The sequence below is a fragment of the Paenibacillus sp. WG02 genome (assembly GCF_055396115.1).
The window spans coordinates 6,707,979-6,728,025 of the sequence record NZ_AP036016.1 but is presented as its reverse complement, the minus strand read 5'-3'; the positions used below and the strand labels follow the sequence as shown (position 1 = coordinate 6,728,025).

The 20,047-nt window shown below is 43.7% G+C and carries 12 protein-coding genes; all 12 read left to right on the top strand.

Features of this window, described 5'->3' with window-relative positions; all coding sequences use genetic code 11:
- Positions 1 to 27: 27 nt before the first annotated feature.
- Complete coding sequence (dgoD, locus tag ACBP55_RS30425; protein ID WP_464646986.1) at positions 28 to 1,188, top strand: galactonate dehydratase; 1,161 nt, start codon at positions 28 to 30, stop codon at positions 1,186 to 1,188.
- Positions 1,189 to 1,219: 31 nt separating this feature from the next.
- On the top strand, positions 1,220 to 1,972 hold the full coding sequence (locus tag ACBP55_RS30420) for an SDR family NAD(P)-dependent oxidoreductase (protein ID WP_464646984.1): 753 nt from the start codon (positions 1,220 to 1,222) through the stop codon (positions 1,970 to 1,972).
- A 20-nt stretch (positions 1,973 to 1,992) separates the two neighbouring features.
- Positions 1,993 to 2,844 carry a hypothetical protein gene (locus ACBP55_RS30415; protein WP_464646982.1) on the top strand — a complete coding sequence of 284 codons (852 nt, stop codon included), beginning with the start codon at positions 1,993 to 1,995 and terminating at the stop codon, positions 2,842 to 2,844.
- The gene (locus ACBP55_RS30410) at positions 2,805 to 3,953 is read left to right on the top strand and encodes a DUF6259 domain-containing protein (RefSeq protein WP_464646980.1); all 1,149 of its coding nucleotides are present in this window, start codon (positions 2,805 to 2,807) and stop codon (positions 3,951 to 3,953) included. The genes ACBP55_RS30415 and ACBP55_RS30410 overlap by 40 nt, the downstream gene beginning before the upstream one ends.
- Positions 3,954 to 4,094: 141 nt before the next feature.
- On the top strand, positions 4,095 to 9,449 hold the full coding sequence (locus ACBP55_RS30405) for an Ig-like domain-containing protein (protein WP_464646979.1): 5,355 nt from the start codon (positions 4,095 to 4,097) through the stop codon (positions 9,447 to 9,449).
- 241 nt (positions 9,450 to 9,690) lie between these two features.
- Positions 9,691 to 10,107, top strand: coding sequence for a DUF6843 domain-containing protein (locus ACBP55_RS30400; RefSeq protein ID WP_464646977.1), 417 nt, complete (start codon positions 9,691 to 9,693; stop codon positions 10,105 to 10,107).
- 207 nt (positions 10,108 to 10,314) lie between these two features.
- Complete coding sequence (locus ACBP55_RS30395) at positions 10,315 to 11,589, top strand: response regulator transcription factor (RefSeq protein WP_464646975.1); 1,275 nt, start codon at positions 10,315 to 10,317, stop codon at positions 11,587 to 11,589.
- 22 nt (positions 11,590 to 11,611) lie between these two features.
- Positions 11,612 to 13,336, top strand: a complete 1,725-nt coding sequence (locus ACBP55_RS30390) for a sensor histidine kinase (protein ID WP_464646973.1) — start codon at positions 11,612 to 11,614, stop codon at positions 13,334 to 13,336.
- A 91-nt stretch (positions 13,337 to 13,427) separates the two neighbouring features.
- Entirely contained in the window at positions 13,428 to 14,330 is a 903-nt protein-coding gene (locus ACBP55_RS30385) for an ABC transporter permease (RefSeq protein ID WP_464646971.1), read from the top strand.
- A gap of 11 nt (positions 14,331 to 14,341) precedes the next feature.
- Positions 14,342 to 15,268, top strand: a complete 927-nt coding sequence (locus tag ACBP55_RS30380; protein ID WP_464646969.1) for a carbohydrate ABC transporter permease — start codon at positions 14,342 to 14,344, stop codon at positions 15,266 to 15,268.
- Between the two features lie 117 nt (positions 15,269 to 15,385).
- Positions 15,386 to 16,912, top strand: a complete 1,527-nt coding sequence (locus ACBP55_RS30375; protein ID WP_464646967.1) for an ABC transporter substrate-binding protein — start codon at positions 15,386 to 15,388, stop codon at positions 16,910 to 16,912.
- A 92-nt stretch (positions 16,913 to 17,004) separates the two neighbouring features.
- A complete protein-coding gene (locus tag ACBP55_RS30370; RefSeq protein ID WP_464646965.1) occupies positions 17,005 to 20,037 on the top strand; it encodes a discoidin domain-containing protein in 3,033 nt (1,010 codons plus the stop codon).
- The last annotated feature ends 10 nt before the right edge of the window (positions 20,038 to 20,047 follow it).

Sequence of the window (20,047 nt, the reverse complement as noted above, 5' to 3'; positions counted from 1 at the left end):
TAAAACAAGGTTCATAGGGGTGCGTAGATGAAAATTACTGGCGTGAATACGTTTGTCGTTGATTGTTACCGTACAAACTTCGTATTCGTCAAAGTTTACACAGATGAAGGTATTTCAGGGGTTGGCGAAGCAACGCTGGAGTATAAAGAGAATGCTGTAGTTGGGGCAATTGAAGATATAAAACGGTATCTGATCGGTAAAAGCCCGCTTGATATCGAAGCCCATTATCACAATATATATCGCGATGCCTACTGGCGGGGCGGAGCCGTTCTGATGTCAGCGCTCAGTGCAGTGGAAATGGCATTGTGGGACATTAACGGTAAATCACTTGGCGTTCCGGTTCACAGGCTGCTTGGTGGCAAGGTTCACGACAAGGTGAAGGTGTATGCCAATGGGTGGTTTGCCGGTGCCACTTGCGTAGCGGATTTTGGTGTAAAAGCCAAGGAAGCGATGGATCGAGGATTCAAGGGGTTGAAGTGGGATCCGTTCGGCAAAGCATACATGACCCTCTCGAATGAGGAACTGGATAAGGCTCTCGAATGCATTGGCATTGTGAGAGATGCCGTCGGTTATGATATGGATCTGTTCATTGAAGGGCATGGCCGTTTCAATGTACCAACAGCGATCAAGATCGCTAAGGAGATTGAAGTTTTCAAGCCAGTATGGTTTGAAGAACCAGTTCCACCAGATAACTTGGATGCGATGGTAGATGTAAGGCGGAAATCTCCGGTGGCCATCGCAGGCGGGGAACGATTGTTTACGCGACAAGGATTCAGCGAAGTGTTCAAGCGAAGAGCGCTTGACTATGTGCAGCCGGATATTAGCCATGCCGGCGGCATTATGGAATGCCGCAAAATTGCTGCAATGGCGGAGACCAACTATATTCCATTCGCCCCGCATAATCCAAGCGGCCCCGTAGCTAACGCAGCTACATTGCAATTGGCCGCCTGCACGCCTAACTTTTTTTATCTGGAGATTATGGCAAGTGATGTGCCTTGGCGCAAAGAGATCACGGACGAACAGCTGCATTTCGAGGATGGCTATATGACGATCCCGGATAAACCTGGGTTAGGCATTGAACTGTATGAAGATTCAGCCATTAAGCATCCTTTTGTCCCCCACGATTTACGGCATTATAACGGGCAACTTATTCAAATTCGGCCACCGGCTGCCGAGCACTATTTTTAAGTCATATCAGAAACCGAGGTGAAGCATCGTTATGTTTGATTTATCTAGCAAAGTGGTCATGGTAACGGGGTCATCGCAAGGTCTCGGACGCGGGATGATCTTAGGTATGGCTGAAGCGGGAGCTAATGTGATTATTAACGCTCTGGAGATCACGGAAAGCGCACTTCAACTTGTTGAGCAAGTCAAGGCGTTAGGGCGGGATGCCATTGTGATCCAAGCGGATGTCAGCCAAGAAGAGGATGTCCAGAGATTGTTTCATATGGCGGTAGAGAAGTATGGACGCCTAGATATACTGGTCAACAATGCCGGCACTTCTAGGGCGGAAACGATTGGCGAAACGTCGCTGCAAAGTTGGAATGAAATCATCAACAACAACTTGACGAGCACCTTCTTATGCTCTAAGTATGCCATGGACATCATGATGCCGCAAAAAAGCGGAAGGATTATTTCCATCAGTTCGGTCGTTGGACATCAGGGTGCCTTGTATGGCCATGTTCACTATGCTGCTAGTAAAAGCGGACAGATCGGCTTCACGAAAACGCTCGCTCGGACGGCCGCTCCTTATGGCATTACCGTTAACGCGATCGCTCCGGGCATCATAGAAACCGAATTATTGCTTCAAACGCATGGGGATGAGAAGGTTAAGACTTTAACAGAATCTGTCCCCCTAGGCTTAGGGAAGCTTGAAGATGTTGCGGCAGCGGCAGTATTCCTGGCAAGCGACGAAGCTAGGTACATTACAGGAGTTATTCTGGATGTGAACGGCGGTCTATATTTAAGATAAGGAAAGGACAGATTGGGACAATGACTCATTCAATTAGGGCAGGACATTTACAGTTTGCCGTAGATCCGCAGGGGCGGTTCATACGTTGGTCGGCTGAGGGACTTCTATTACAAGAGAGCGCAGGAGCGGATTTCTGGAGAATTCAACTCGACGACGGTGAGTTTCGCGACATGTCCGTTCGTTCAAGTCTTCAGAGCGGGACCGTAACTGAAATTGAGGGTGGATTGGTTATCCAATACAATCAGCTCGAAGCCGAGGATGGCAATACGTATCCAGTATTGTTTCGGGTGCAGGTCCTGGTAGTAGGAGAACAATTGCACTTCTCATACAAGGTAACTAATCAGAGCAAAGTACGGGTTAATGAGGTCAAACTTCCGTTCGTAGATGTAGCTGTCGTTGCAGATGAACAGCGTAATCGCGATATCCTGTACCGCAGTCAGGGGCATGGACACAGACTTGCAGATCCTTGGAAGGCAATTGACAAGGCTCACACGGAATACATGTCCAGTGATGACCATGAGATTTGGCTCGACATGACCTATCCGAGTTTTGGCAGCATGGCTTGGTTTGGCGTGCAGAGCGGTTCGCATTTCCTCTATGTAGGTCGGCATGATGATAACTTCACTACGTGTGTGTTGGCCGCAGGAATAGGCCCGCGCAACAGCGATCCGCGTCTCGTTCTAGCCGTTTCTCAGTTCCCATTGGTGCAAGGAGGAGAAGAAGTTTCCTCCCCGACCTCTGTAGTAGCGTTCGTTCCAGGGGATTGGCGACAAGGCTCGGCCATTTACCGGCAATGGGCGGACGGTTGGTTTAATGAACCGCAGAAACCCGAGTGGGTACAAGACTTCCCGGTTGGCAGCGCATTATCATGAAGCATCAGTTCGGCAAAATTTACTTCCGTTATGAAGATTTACCGCGAGTTTATGAGGAAGGCAAGGCTGTCGGGGTGGAAATGATTCTGCTCTTCGGTTGGTGGAAAGGCGGCTTCGACAACGGTTATCCCGTCTATGAGCCGGATCCTGCTCTTGGCGGAGAAGAAGGGTTTAAAGCAGCGATTGCTGAAGTGCAGCGACGAGGGGGACGTGTTGCGCTTTACACAAACGGTGTACTGATCGATGTAAAATCAGACTATTACAAGGAAACTGGGCATCGGATTTGCCGCAAAAATATTGATGGCATGGAGTACAGGGAGCATTATAAATTCAACAATGACGGCATGCTGCTGCGCAATTTTGGCTATAAAAGCTTTGTGTCTGCCTGTCAGGCCACCGATGAATGGAATAAGCATCTAATTGAGATCGGTCAACAAAAACTAAGCTACAATCCGGACTCCATTTTCTACGATCAGATCGCTGGGCATTTTCCGCATCTCTGTTTCGATGCTTCGCATGATCATGGGAACCGGGGAGATAACGAGACGGTTTATCGGCGGCGCAATTTGCAGCAAATGCGTGAATTATGCATAGGGGATAAAGCTTTCGGCTCTGAATTCGTTGTCGACTGCTATGCGCCTCTTCTGGATTTCCATCATAGCTGCCAATATGCGAGTTTTAAAGACGAGGAGTCGTTCCCTGAGCTTTATCGGCAAACGTTCCCCGAGACGATTATGTCCAATCGCTACATGCATGATGAAAGAAGCGATTTTAAACAGCAGCTAAACTTCGCTTTTGTGTATGGATACCGCTTTGACATTGCCATTTACCGCTCTCGGGCAACAGTGACTGCGGCTCCGGCCTATGCGAGCCACGTCAAGGAACTGATCGCCTTACGCGAGCGCTACTCCGAATTTTTCTATCACGGCACATTCTCACTGGATTCCAACATGGAGCTGCCTGAGGGAATTATCAAAACGGAATACGTTCATAATGCGAGAAGACTCTTCGTTTTCTGGAATGATTCCAAGGAGGAGAAGATGATCTCTTTCCAAAATCGAGTAATTCGTTTGGGAGCTAATGAATTTGTTTGTGAAATTGTGGAATAGGTAGCTGCAAAGAGGGAACAGCAAGGATGCTTTGTGTTCAAGTCGGCACGGAACAACCTTGTTGTTTTCGCTTCACGATAAAACTAAAGCGCTTACATTTTATGTTAAATTTTCATATTCATAGAGGAGGCTGTTTATAATATGTATAAAAAGGTTATCTGGGGTGTGATTTTTAGTATATGTTTGGCTGCATGGTTATTCCGAGCACCAGAAAGTCTGGCTGTTGGTGCTGGAGATACTGGCGTACTGCAATTTCAAGATGATTTTAGCGAGGGCATGTCGTTATGGAAGGGGGTAAAAGGATCATGGGTGGTTGACAACGGCGCTCTTCGGGTTACCTCGGGCAGCACGAACGAAATAGAGCCGAAAGGATCGAATGCTGTTTGGCAGGATCAAATTGTCGAGTTTCGAGTCCAAATCGTGGGAGCGCCAGGAGGCGGTTTTACAAGAGTCTTTACAAGGTATGTGAGTGGCTCGAGCAATTTGGGATTGTTGATCAGGCCTACGGGGTTAAGTTATTCGTTAAATGGAGCTGCGGAGTCGTACCTTTCCAGTTATAAATTTACCGTGGGTACTAACTATGACGTAAAGATGATCCTTTCAGGAAGTACGGCAACCATCTATGCCAAAACGGAAGGGCAATCCAATTACACGAGCGCAGGGACGATTGCAGGCCTGCCTGTACAAAGCGGTAAGCTGAGATTCCAAACCTCCAACGACAAGGTGCTGTTGGATAATGTTAAGGTATCGAATACGCAATCTTCCCCTTTTATGGCGAATGGAAGCGTGTTGTCATCTTTGAATTTGGGAAGTCAATCTGCTTTGCAGCTAATCAATACAACCGGAAAAACGGTTGTCTGGACTTCTAGTGATACGACGAGAGCAACCGTAGATGGTAATGGTGTGGTCACTGCTGCAGGCAGGGGGCTGGTGACGATTACGGCTTCCACGGCTGATAATCTGGAACAAGTCAGATTTGATATCTATGTGAAGGATCCCGTTGTTTCGCCAGGGGTCTTGCAGTTCCAGGACGAATTCAGCAACGGCATGAGTTTGTGGAATGCCGTATCCGGAGCATGGGGAATCGACCATTCGCAGCTTATTTCTCCGGCCGCTTCATCCTCACTGCTTGAGCCGAAAGGGACATTTACCAAATGGCGGAACATGACGGTAGCCATGAGGTTTAACAGACTCGCTACAAGCTCAAACGACAACTTCATTTCGATCAAATTGAGGTATGTCAGCGAAGCGGATTATACACGATTGCTGATCAGAAGCACGGGATTAAGTTATATCCAAGCAGGTGGAACGGAGCAGTCTTTTTATGCAACGACATTCAACACAGGAACGGATTATGATATCAAGCTGGTAGCCTTGGACGATTTGGTGCAAGTATATGTAAAAAGCGCTGCAGATCCTGATTACATCGTTGTGGGTGCGATTTCCAATGCTTCCTATAATTTCGGCAAGGTACAACTGACAACGTTCAATGTAAAGGCAGCTTTAGATAACATTCAAATATGGAACCATGAAAGCTTGCCGTTTATGCTAGGTAAAAAGTTAAGCGTTTTCAACAAGGGGGATAGCCAAACGCTGCAGTTGACGAATACGACTGGGAAAAGTGTGATCTGGAGTTCAAGCGACAACCAGGTAGCGACTGTAGATCAGACTGGAGCTGTTACCCCGCTCGCGCGCGGACAGGTGACTATTACCGCAGCAACATATGACAGTACCTCTCAGGATAAAGCTGAAATCGTGGTCAAGGATCCGATTAATCCTACCGGTATCTTGCAGTTCGAGGACGATTTCACCGAGGGCATGAGCGTTTGGAAAGCGGTGTATGGGACTTGGACGGTTGATAATTCTCGGTTATCTTCCACCTCAACTGCCTCCTCTTTGATCGAAATGAAAGGGGCAGAAACAACGTGGAGGAACCAAACGATTGCTATGAGGTTTAATCGGGGTGAAAACCTGGCTGGCAACTTTATTTCTGTGAAGTTCAGGTATGTCAGCGAAGCCGAATATACACGTTTATTGATCAGAGGTACCGGATTAAGTTACGTCAAAGCGGGCGGCACGGAGCAGTCGATGTATGCCATGACTTTTAACGCGGATACGGATTACTATATTAAATTGGTCGCCTTGGATAATTGGGTTCAGGTTTATGTGAAAAGCGCAATCGACCCCGACTATACGTATGCTGGTGCCATATCCAATGTATCCTATGTATTCGGCAAGGTGCAGCTGACCACGTATAATGTAAAAGCTACTTTTGATAACATACAAATATGGAATCATGAAAGCTCGCCTTTTGTCTTGAGTGCCAAACTAGCTGCTATCGCAAGTGGAAATAGCGAACCGCTGCAGCTGATCAATACAACAGGAAAAAGTGTGGTGTGGACTTCAAGCAATACGCAGGTGGCGACAGTAGACCAGATGGGAGTGGTTACAGCTTTAGCGAAGGGTCAGACAGTAGTTACTGCTGCAACGTATGACAATTCTTTTCAGGAAAAGAGCGATATCGTTGTCTATGTCCGGCCTACAGGTGTTAGCCTTAACAAACCTAGTACTTCCCTGTACATGGGGGAAGCGGAGGAGCTTACAGCTACGGTTAGTCCGGTGGATGTAGATAATCCGTCAACCATATGGACTTCCAGTAATCCTTCCGTGGTAAGTTTGGTAGGAGGCTCCAGTACCTCCAGAGCCATTAAAGCCTTGTCTGCAGGTACGGCGATAATCACCGTTACTACCGTAGACGGTGGATTCTTGGCTTCGACGCAAGTGGTTGTGAATCCCGTGCCGGACCCAACCGTATCGATGGCTGAATTCGCGATTGATCCGACTCCGAATGCTCTGCCATCCCATTTCTTAGGAGCACATAACGAACAACTGGTTAAGGTTGGAAGGGTGACTGATTTTCAACTGGCAAGCTTTGATAATCTGGGCATGGACCTCAAGCTTCAAAATGTTCGTGGACCCGATGGTACGGGTGCAAATTACTACTTGTACAATGAGGGCACGGTCATGAATTCCAAAGATCCGCGTTATCAGCAATTCTATGGGAACCGAACCGTTGGGGCGGTAGAGGGTGTGAATCTGCAGCCTGGATACCCAGGGTTATTTCTGGCGGATTCCTACCATCTCCCCAATACGCTAGAGGTTCCCTACGTATTTGTACTAAATGTAATCTCTCAGTCGGTAAGTGAAATTCTGACACAGGTCCAACAGATGAAGCAGCAAACTACACAACCCATCTATGTGGAAATGGGGAACGAGCTTTATTCCATCTTGTTCGATGCAAGCTTTCCATCAGTCTCTGAATATATTGCCAAATGCAAATTGATCTATCAGGGTATCAAAGGTATAGATCCGACTATTAAAATCGGGATTGTGGCTGTGGCCAAGGATTTGGAAGACCGAATAGCAGCTGACCCCAATAATCTGCCAGACCCCAATGTGGATTGGGGAGCTACTCAAGGGGGACGCGTAGCACTTTGGAATCAAACGCTAATGACGGACAGCAGTTTCTACGACGCCATCATCGTCCATGTGTATTCACCCATTCCAAATCTATCGGATCTAACGAACAGCAAAATGATGAGATACTTATATACGTATAATCAAAGTGCATTAGAAGGTCTGTCTATTCAGAAAAACCAATTCCCAGGCAAGGAAATATGGGTTACGGAATGGTCTTCTCTTCCAACCGTCCTATTTGGCGAGAAAGACCCTAACGAGAAGGCACGCAAACAATTTATGAAAACCCCAGGATTTGCGATGCACAATATGGAACGGGTGCTGCAAATGATCGAGTCAGGTGCCGTGACGATTTCCGACGTACATGCGATGGTAGATCCCCAAGGGTTTGGCATCGTGCAGCAAACCGTGGCTGGAGATCTCACTAAATTACCGAATTATTATGTATTTAAAGCTTTGGGAGGTCTGCTCAATACCCATAGCAGCTTTTACAAACTCAATCTTGCACAAGGCAATGTTCAAAATGAAAAGCTGCGGTTCATCGCAACGGATGTCTATTATAACGTTGCGGATGTTGGCGCATGGGGTTTCGGTGACGCTAATGGCATTAAGCAGGTTGTTTTTGCCAATCGGACCATGAACCCTGTCAATGTTTCCATACCGGGGTGGGATCTCAAGACAAATTGGGTATATGGGGGCTCAGATCCTTTGCCCTCGTTTCTGACGAACCCGAATGCGAGTTGGTTGGACGCGCCACAAGTTAATCCATTACCGGAGACGCCATCTTCCATTTTCGCTGGAGAGATCCAATTGAAGCCTTATTCGATGACGATCGTGGACATTACAAGTGTTGCTGCACCAGTTACGACGGCTTCCGTGTCTCCGGCACAACCGGATGGACAAAATGGTTGGTATGTAAATCCGGTAACGGTAACATTGACCGCCACCGATCATGTATTGGATATGGAGAAGACGGAGTATAGTTTGGATAACGGGACTACGTGGCAGCCGTATACGGCACCCGTAACGTTTGATCAGAGCGGCAATTATGGCATACTGTATCGATCGACCGATAAAGCGGGGAATGTTGAACCTGACAACCTTGTTAGTTTTAAAATAAATATGACAGCCGCAGTCGTTAAGCTGCAAGACAGCAGCGGTAATCCGATAAGCGGTGGAATCGTTACATACTACGATGGCGGATGGAAGGATTTTGGGGTAACCGACGCTTTTGGATTGATTAGTAAGGACTTACCTGATAAAGCATACACCTTTAGCATGACATACGAAGGAACATACATGGAAAAGACACAGAATACAGGCGATAGCCCCATCGTTGTATTCCAGACGGTGAACACGACGGTACAGCTGAAGGACAGTTCGGGGAATCCGCTCGACGGAGGAACGGTGAAATATTACGCCGGAGGGTGGAAGGACCTTGGGACTACTGTTGGAGGAATGGCAAGCAAGGAATTATTGCCTGGCAACTATACCTTCAGCATGTCTTACTTGGGCACCTATCAGGAGAAAATGCAGAACACAGGTTTGTCTGCGACGATTGTATTCCAGACGATGAACACAACGGTACAGCTGAAGGATAGCTTGGGGAACCCGCTCGACGGAGGAACGGTGAAATATTACGCCGGAGGGTGGAAGGACCTGGGGACTACGGTTGGCGGAATGGCAAGCAAGGAATTATTACCTGGCAACTATACCTTCAGCATGTCCTACTTGGGCACCTATCAGGAGAAAGTTCAGAACACGAGTTCGATTGCGACGGTTGTATTCCAAACGGTGAACACAACGGTACAGCTGAAGGATAGCTTGGGGAGCCCACTCGACGGAGGAACGGTGAAATATTACGCCGGAGGGTGGAAGGACCTGGGGACTACGGTTGGCGGAACGGCAAGCAAGGAATTATTGCCTGGCAACTATACCTTTAGCATGTCCTACTTGGGCACCTATCAGGAGAAAACGCAGAACACGGGTTTGACTACAACAATTGTATTTCAGAAGTAATATCCGTATCAAATTGTGCGCTCAGAGCGCCTGTAAATCCTATATCCGGCATTCAAAATTGATAGAATTGTACAGGAAATGTTGCCACCCGTATCCAATTGGATGCGGGTGGTTCTGTTCTACGATGTTATGCTAGCTTTCCTGTTAATAGGGGGTCAGCATGCTAGCTTATCGAAGTGTTTTATGGCAAGATTAGTGGATGCATCATCAATAGAGAACGAGTTCGGGGGGGGGAGTTCTTTTGAAAAGAATTAGCTCACAAAAATGGGTTTTTGTAGCCTTAGCTATCTTCTCTATGTGCGTAATCTTTCTAATAGCCACAATCAATAAAAACCCACTTCATATTTATTTATTACCCGAAAATTTCAGGGGAGAGGTAGAAATTACTTTTTCACAGGCGGATTACCCACCGCTTGAAAAAAGAAGAAATACTTATATCTATCATGTACCTATGTCAGGGAAGTTGAAAACTTCATCTGATCTGAAAGGTGGAGCTGTTGAGGTATATTATGTTGACAATAAAGGTCACCGTAAGAAAGTTAGCTATAATGACTTTTCAGGAGTGTCCACTGGTGGCGGCGGCACAGATAACTTAACAATGGCACATTTTTTTATAGGTACAAAAGAACAAGCTGATCTTTACAGAGAACCTAAATAACGGGTGATAATCTCCAATTTCCTTCATTGTATCAACGGTGTTCCGAACCGATAACCATGCTCTTCCGAATCTAATAAACGATCTTGAAATTGCTGGGGGCTGATGCTTTCCAGCCTTTTGATTATGCGGGAGTAAAGGGATGCCAATAGAAAGTCGGTATGCTTGTGCGTTATAATGGGTTTATTTACGCGAAAGGGGGCGTCAACAGTGAGTCAATTATTGCTAGTTGATGATGAAATCTATGCAATTGAGGGACTTAAATTCAACTTAGAATGGGAATCCCTGGGATTCACTGAGATTTTTGAAGCCTACAATATCGACATGGCCAAAAAAATCTTAACTGATCATCCGATTGATATCATGATCTGTGATATTGAGATGCCAAATGGCAATGGACTTCAATTAATGGAATGGGTCAAACAGTATTATCCTTCGATTGTTGTCGTGTTTCTTACTTGTCACTCTGAATTTGATTACGCTAAAAAAGCTCTTCAATTGGGAGTCTTTGATTATATGGTGAAACCTGTGATTTTCTCCGAACTGGAAGAAATTATCGTAAAGGCGTTGGAGATTCGGAAAAAAGAGCTGGGCTATGAAGAAATCAAGGAGTCTTATGACAGGTTCTATCCTTTGTGGGAGGCCAAAAAGCCTTTACTCATCGAACGCGTTTGGCAGGATTATTTGGACGAACGTATATCCAATGATCCAATAAAGATCGAAGGGGAGTTAAACGAAGTTGGGCTAACCATTTCCGGCAATTTTAAAATTCTTCCTATCCTGATCAGTGTGGAAAAGTGGCATAAAGAATTCAGCTCCAGAGATGAGGAAGTACTTGAGTATGCATGCCGAAACGCAGCGGTGGAGATGGTGATCAAGCAGGATAACGGACTTGCGTTTCAGGATCATTCTGGAACCAATATGATATTTATCTATTCCGAGGGTATTCAAACGCTTTCTCAGGAAGACTGGTGTCTAAGATGCGAGGCGTTTATTCGGGCATGCGGCGAATATTTCTATTGCAGTTTATCTTGTTATATAGGAAATTGGACGTCCATACAAGACTTATTTCGTGTATACCAAGATTTAATAGCGATGGAAAGCAACAATGTCACTTTATCCAATCAGACATTTATTTACCAGAAACAATATGCTAAAAAAGGAGAAAAAACAATCATTGAAATGGTAAAAAAGTATATCAAAGAAAACTTAACCTCGGAAATAACCCGAGAAGAAATAGCAGCGTCTGTACATTTAAATCCAGCCTATTTATCTCGTTTTTTTAAAAAAGAAACAGGCGAAACACTCACCGATTTCATGACTTCCGAACGGATGAAGATGGCAAAGGATCTAATCACAGGCACGGACGATACAATCAGTCAAATTGCAGTTTCTCTTGGCTATTCCCATTTCTCTCATTTTTCCAAAATGTTTAAGCGCACCTATCAGATGACACCGTATGAATTCCGGAAAATGCAGAATTAAGGAGTTGGAGAGGGGGATGAAGATGAACTACCGAAGTTCTCTTATTTTTAAGTTTGTAAGCGTTTTTATATCAGTGTCCCTTCCTTTGCTTATGTTATTGTTTTTCAGTAATCGCTATGCGATGAATTTGGTTCGCGATCAAGTAGCCCAAACCAATTCAAGTCTATTAAGCGGGCAAATGAATCAAATTGACAATAAATTATCGGAAATCAATAAGTATATGTTTCGATTGGCACTCCAAGATCCGGCTATCACTTCATTAGAAAAGCAGCCTCATGGAAGCGATGAGTATTTAATGACGCGAATAGCCGCTGCGAATACGATGGAGAAGGATATTAATTACTACAGCGAAATAGGCGCTTTATTCATTTATTCTGCGAAAACGGAAGATTATGTGATTACAAGGTCTAACGGGTCTGAGATTCTACAAAATAAATTCACGGAAAATGCCATTTTTGAGTGGTTGCAAAAGGACGGCCAATCCTTGGGACAATGGGATGGATGGAGAACGATAAAGGTCGCAGACATTCCCTGTCTCATTCATGTTGTAAAATCAGGGGCAAATCTATATGTGGGGAGCATTGTCCCCATCCAGAAGTTAGCGGAGCCATCCAACAAGGTCTCTTTAGTTGCCGATGAACAAATTATGTTCTTCTCTGATCAAGCAGAACCGTTAACGAAAACAAATCTATCCCCTGCCTTTTTGAACCAACTTACAAACAAGATTCTTATGAATAACAAACCCTTTCAAACTGTGGAGATCCCTGATAATTATTTAATGGTCACGAATCATTCGCAGGTTTCAAATATGATTATGATCGTTCTCTTGCCAGAGAAACATGTATATAAACAGCTCTCTTTGCTGCAAAAGTTAATTTACTTCTTGCCCTTTGTCATGGGGGGCTTTCTCATTTTAAATTTAATTTTACTTAAAAAAATCGTGGTGAACCCCATTGTTCGTGTCATTCATGCCATGAGACGCATACAAGGCGGAGATCTGAAATACAGAATGCCTCCCAGCAACTCCAAGGAATTGACGTTGCTTTCTGAGACATTTAACAGCATGTCCACCGAAATTTCATCTTTAAAAATTAACGTTTACGAAGAGCATATCAAAACGCAACAAGCCGAAATTAAGCATTTGCAGCTGCAAATTAATCCGCATTTCTTATTGAATTCTCTAAATATAGCCTATAACCTGATTGCCACTAAAAAATCCGAGCTTGCGCAGAAAATGATGGTTCATCTCATGAATTATTTCCGTTCCATGATCCGAGGTCGACAAGAAATGGTCACGATCACGGAAGAAATGAAGCACATCGACCATTATTTGCAAATTCATAAATTACGATTTCCCATGCATTTCGATTACGCCATTGAAATAGACGAATCCGTCGGCGAATGGCTTGTTCCTGCTTTAATTTTTCAGCCTTTTGTAGAAAATGCGATTATCCATGGCATGGTTATCCAAGAGGAGGGTTTTCGTTTGAAAATTACTTGTCACCAAGAACGTGTGGAAAATAGCCGTGGGATATGGATACAGATTGAAGATAATGGCAATGGATTTTCAGAGCAATCCTTACAGAAGCTTATGGCGAGCAACCAGGATCTACAAGGTGATCAGCATTTAGGCATTCAAAATGTGAAACAAAGGCTACAAGCTTATTTTGCAAATGAGGCCTCTTTAATGATGGGTAATGGCTTGGAAAAAGGGGCAATCGTTCGTCTTTTTATACCTAAGAAGTAACTTGAGTGATAGTTTCGGTATCTTGAACGCTATCTGAAGAACACCATTCTCTCTAAAATAAGTAATAGAAGAACAGAGTGGGGGTAGCGGAATGGCAAAGAAGCATAGAAGTCTTATTTGGATGGCATTACCCGGGGTCATCTATTTATTTATTAACAATTACTTACCCATGCTTGGCGCGTTCATTGCGTTTAAGAACATTAACTATACCAAAGGAATTTGGAATAGCGATTGGGTTGGATTTAAGAATTTTGAGTTTCTTTTCAAATCTCATGACGCCTTCATCATTACCCGAAATACGCTCCTCTATAACGGAACGTTTATACTGATCAACAATTTAATTATTGCCTTGTTGGTAGCCCTACTTTTGAACGAAATTAAAAATCGATTTGCGCGCAATCTGTACCAAAGCATCATGCTGCTTCCTTTCTTAATTTCCTTTAGCATCGTTGGTTATATTGTCCTTGCTTTCTTTAGTATAGAGCACGGTTTTATCAATGAAGTTATTTTTCCGCTATTGCATATACATCCGATTGAATGGTACTTGGAGCCTAAATACTGGCCTTACATCCTTGTCATGGTTAACACGTGGAAATATGTTGGTTATTCAAGTCTAATCTATTTCGCGGCTATTATCGGAATTAATCAAGAGTATTATGAGGCTGCCCGAATGGATGGAGCGAATCGCTGGATGCAAATGACGAAGATCACGCTTCCTCTGATCCGTCCAGTTGTAATCGTAGTGGTGCTTATCTTGATTGGTCGAATATTTTATGCGGATTTTGGCATGTTTTTTCAAGTGCCTTTAAATACGGGGATTCTGTTTTCGACTACGAATGTTATTGATACCTACGTCTACCGAGCGTTATTGGTAACGGGAGATATTGGTATGTCTTCTGCTGCCGGCTTATATCAATCGACGGTTGGTTTTGTGCTCGTATTATTTGCCAATCTGTTGGTAAGAAAATGGGATAAAGAGAGTGCTTTATTTTAAGGGGGATAAAGATGGAAGCTAATATTGCGAAACGAAATCGTTTTCGAAGTGATAGAGAAGGATCATCCTTGGTGAGCGGTTTATTACATACTTTCTTCGTAGGTATGGGTATATTTTGTATACTTCCAATTGTTTTGGTGCTGATCGCTTCTTTTACAGATGAAAGTATTATACGCACAGGCGGTTATACCTTTTTCCCAAAGATGTTTAGTTTAGCAGCTTATCGCTACTTATTTTTAGATATAGGTCAATTAATTCGGGCTTATGGGGTTACACTTTTCATCACTGTGGGAGGTACTTTAATCAGCTTACTCCTATCAAGCTTAATTGCCTATCCGATGTCTCGTCTTGATTTTCCGTATCGAAAGATGCTCTCGTTTTATGTGTTTTTTACCATTTTATTAAATGGCGGTTTGGTTCCATGGTATTTGGTATATACCCAAGTCATTGATTTGAGAGACACGATATGGGCGCTCATTATTCCAGGTTTACTTATGAATGGATTTAATGTGCTGATCATGCGAACTTTTTTTTCGAACTCAGTGCCTATTTCCGTGATCGAGTCTGCTCGAATAGACGGCGCTGGAGAGTGGCGAATATTTTTTCAACTGGTTCTGCCGCTCTCGGTTTCCGTGATTGCAACGATAGGTATGTTCACCACGCTTGCTTACTGGAATGATTGGTTTAATGGACTCATTTTTATTAGTGAATCGAAATACTTCAGCGTTCAATACTTAATGACGAAGGCGCTATTGAATATTCAATTTCTATCGTCACATACGGAAAATGCCAATTCCGCAAAAATGATTTCCGAAATGCCCCAAAACTCCGTCATCATGGCAATGGCTGTTATTGGCGTAGGTCCCATTCTTATTTCGTATCCCTTTTTTCAGAAGTATTTGGTAAAGGGCCTCACTGTGGGTTCGGTGAAAGGTTAGTGCCGGATTACTTTAAGGAGGTGATTGAACAAAACGATGTATGGGATAGTGCTAGTGTTTCATTGTTTGGATGAAGCTGTAGTTGAATGAAAAACATTCGGGGGAGACTTGGTAAATATGAAAAAGTATATCGGCATGATGGTGACAATTCTTACATTAGGTGTCATAATCTCGGGCTGTAGTCCTTCAACAACGAAGGAGAATGACGCAAAAAGCAGCACGGAAAGTACGAAGGAGACCAACAAGACTTCATCTTCTAAACTGGATCCATATAAGCTTACGATTGTTTATGCGACAGGAGCGATTCCCAAAGACTTAAAAGCTGTTCAAGACAAAATGAATGCCTATTTAACCGACAAGATGAACGCCACTGTTGAATTGAAACCGATTGAGTGGGGAACTTGGGTCGAAAAAACCAATCTGATGATTGCTACAAATGAACAAATGGATGTTATGATGACTGCCGGTGGACTTGGTTATTCCCAAAATGTAGCAAAAGGAGCGTTCTTGCCTTTAGATGATCTCATTGCTAATTACGGTGGAGATGTAACGAAAGCGTTGCAACCCCAATTCTTAGATGGAACTAGGATTGGCGGTAAAATATATGGACTTCCAACGAATAAAGAATTCGCAAGTGTTGATGGTGTTTTGTTTAATAAGGAATTAGTCGATAAATATAAATTTGATATTAGCAAAGTTAACAAGCTCGAAGATATAGAGCCGATGTTGCAAATCATTAAAGACAACGAACAGGGTATCGTTCCTTTCTTTGGACAAGAAGGGCGTCAAATGAGTAATTTTGCAATTAGCTCTTCGTCCTTTGATAATCTTGGTGATTATTTGGGTGGTTTAGATCGTTCTAGCAAGGAATTAAAAGTAGTTAATATTTTTGAATCCCAAGTATTCATGGATTATGCGAAGCTAGCGCGTAAGTGGTATCAGGCTAAGTATATGAATCTTGATGCGGCAACAGTTAAAGACTTTGGCGCCATGCAAGCAGGAAAAGCATTCGCCATGTATTCGGAACTGAAACCTGGCAAAGACGCTGAAATGTCCTCAACCTGGGGTATTAAGGTGATTCAGAAAGAAATGGTGAACAAGCCGATTACTTTGAATACGACGGGAATTATGACGGCTATTCCTAAGTCTTCCAAAGATGCTAAACGGGCTATGATGTTTTTGAACCTGCTCTACGGTGATAAAACGTTACTGAATCTGTTTGATTTCGGAATTGAAGGAACTCATTATGTGAAAAAAGATGCGACAACCATTGATTTCCCGGCTGGAATCGACGCTACAACCGTTGGTTATAAAAACGAGCCTTGGATGTGGGGAAATCAAATGTTAACTTATTTATTTCCAAATGAAGATCCGAAGAAATGGGAGAAATTCAATACATTTAACGAAACTGCTGATAAATCGCCTGCACTCGGTTTTGCCTGGAATTCGGAATCTCTAACGCAGGAAGTGGCAGCGAGCGGCAGCGTGCTCAAGCAGTATCAACAAGCTATTATGTCTGGTTCAGTGGACCCAGAAGTCTACATTCCTAAATTAGTTGCTGGACTGAAAAGCGCTGGCATTGACAAAATTATTGCTGAGAAACAAAAGCAATTGGACGCATGGAAATTGACAGCTAAAAAATAATGAATTGTTGGAGGGGGACCTATCGGTTAGGTTCCCTGATTATTATCCATTACGATGACCTGATCACTAATTTGAAACGGGGGGAAATTAATATGTTCATTATTAAGCGATTGCCATTATTTTTATTGGTGTTTAGTATGGTATCAATTCTAAGTCTCATAGGTGTATCGCATGCTACGGCCGCAGGTACAAATATAGTAAATTTATGGTCTCCACCTACAGGCACTGCAGCAAATACGACATTCACGGTCCAGGTTAAACCATCGGATGAGACCACTTGGATGGATGTATATGAATACAATGTAAAAGTTGGTCATCAGGATGGTACTAATTTTAATTCTTCCTATGTAAATTTCGATTTTTCCGGCTACATAGATGTGAAAGTAACCTACAATTCCGGAACGATTAGCTCTTATAATATTACGCCGACTTCGTATGGCGTTAATGCCATTCAGACGGGAAATACGCTTACTTTCTCAATAGCACAAGACAATCTTTCTCCGCGTAAAATAGTAGTTCGTATAAATGATAGTTGGGATACGGGGGATTTGCATATTCTAACCAATACGCCCGAAGTAAATGCGCCATCTCAAACGGCTTCAAATGTCTATCTGATTAATCCTGGGGATTCAATTCCACTGGAGCTGCCCGCTGGAAAAGATACCTATTATTTTAAAGCAGGTGAACATACGCTGCCAAAAGGTTCATGGGCGGAGGTTGATCTTGGCGCGACTTATTCGATCGATAAGATCGGTCTTGAGCAGGCTCCCTTATACACGAATGGCCCGGAGTACCCGAATAAGTTTATCGTCGAAACGAAAGTGAATTTAGGCGACGCCTATACGACAGCCTATGATGGGACAAACAATGGGCTTCTAGGATCTATAACCAAGACGTTTCCAGCGCGCAATGCGAGATATGTTAGGCTAAAGCTATTGGGAAGCAATGTAAATACAGGCTATTTATTTAGTAATACGGTCACTGAATTTAAGGTTATTCAAGCTAGCGGGACAACAAACCTAGCTTTAAACCATGGCATAGCTGGAGCCTTCCCTAGTTACATCAATTTATTCGATGGAAACACAATGACCACATTTGGTACAAAAAATGGATATGGTAACTGGCACCCGGGAGAGTCGTTCTATATCTCAAAAAATAATACAACGGTTTATATGCAACCAGGTGCAATTGTACATGGATCCATTTCATCTGATGGCGTGAGTAATGTGACGATCAAAGGCCGTGGCATACTGGATGGCAGCCTTTTGCAGCACGCGAATCCAAGTCCCGGGGAAGGAAGAACAGGCGCTATTTGGTTAAATAACGGAAGTGACAATACCATTGAAGGCATTACGATTACAGACGCTTGCATGTGGACAGTCGTTATGAACTTTTCAACAAGGCCTACAGTAAGAAACGTAAACATTATAACGTATGTGGCGAATGCGGATGGCATCCATTTCTCTGGCAGTAATAACGGGTTGGTTACAGGCTCATTTGTAAGAACTCCTGACGATAATATTGTGATGTATCACTATGGCCCGACTTCCTTTAATACGGTTCAGAACAGTGTTCTGTGGGGAGATGATGCTCATACCATTCTCATCGGTTTAGGAACGGTGCCTAATGCGAATATAACGGATTTAACTTTTCAAAATTTGGATGTCCTTGCCCAACAAGGGGTCGTAGATCTTACTAAATTTAATGGTGTGATGAAGTTATGGCCAAATGGCGGAAACGAAATTAAAAATGTTTTATTTAAGGACATAAGAATAGAAGCGTTCAGAGATCCTGCCAAATCTGTCGTATTTCAATTTAGAACAGATGAACGATTCGCTGGAGAAGGGAATGGCAAAATCTCCAACGTCACGTTAGATAACATCAGCTATAAGGGCAGTGGAGAATTGACATCTTTATTGTCTGGCGCAAGCAGTACGAATGATGTCAAAGATATTTATATCAACAACTATACAAGAAATGGCAGTCTTGTTACGGATCAGACCTCTGGCAATATAATGAGTACGGGCAGTGTATCGAATGTCAATTATTCTTATACAGCCAATTTCAATAGCGATACGACTGGAAACGCGCCCTATGGTTGGACGAGCAGCTCAGGAATAACGGTACAGCCAGATCCGAGCGCGAGCGACAAAAGTGTGCGTATGAGCAAGACGACAAGCGCTGCCATAAGCAGTTCCAAATCCATACCCCCATCGTCCGGTATCGTTTCTGTGCAAGCCAAGATGAAAATAGTCGATAAAACAAACTGGAAATCGTTAGCTGTGCTGAACGCCTCGGGAACGGAGCTTATGCAGGTCGGTTTTGACTCGGCAGGCAACATCTACAGCAATAATGGTTCGGTCTGGACCGCTTTAATGCCTTACAGTACAAATCAATGGTATGACGTCAAGGTAGAATTAAATACCGCAACGGATCGATACAGCCTTTTTATTGACGGTGTTCTCAAAATATCTAACCAGTCACTTGAAGTATTGACAAACAATGTTGGCGCTTTAATGTTTACCTCGGGTGAAGCTGCTTCGGGAACTTATTATTTTGATCAAGTGAAGGTTTCTTTTCTGCATACGATTGTTGATAGCGATTTCAACTCGGATACGATCGGGAACGCGCCAAGCGAGTGGACGAGCACATCGGGAGCCACTGTCCAAGCGGTACCGAGTTCGACGGATAAAAGTGTGAAAATGTACAAGACGACAAGCAGCATCGTCAATTCTTATAAGTCCATAAGCGCTATGTCCGGAATCGTGACGGTACAAGCCAAAATGAACATATCCAATAAAACCAACTGGAAATCGATGGCGATATACAACTCCGCAGGAACAGAACTTACCCAAGTTGGTTTCGATAGCGGCGGAAATATATACAGCAACAACGGTAATGTCTGGACAGCCTTAATGCCTTACAACATCAATCAATGGTACGATGTGAAGCTAATTATCAATACGACTACAGACACTTTTGACTTGTACGTCGATAATGTGCTGATCAATGCGAATAAATCGCTTGAGTCAGCTACCAATGATATAGGCAGAGTAGGTTTTGTATCGTCCGAGGCACCTACAGGCGGAATCTTTTATTTTGACAGTGTAATCATTACAAATTAGTTTCGTATCA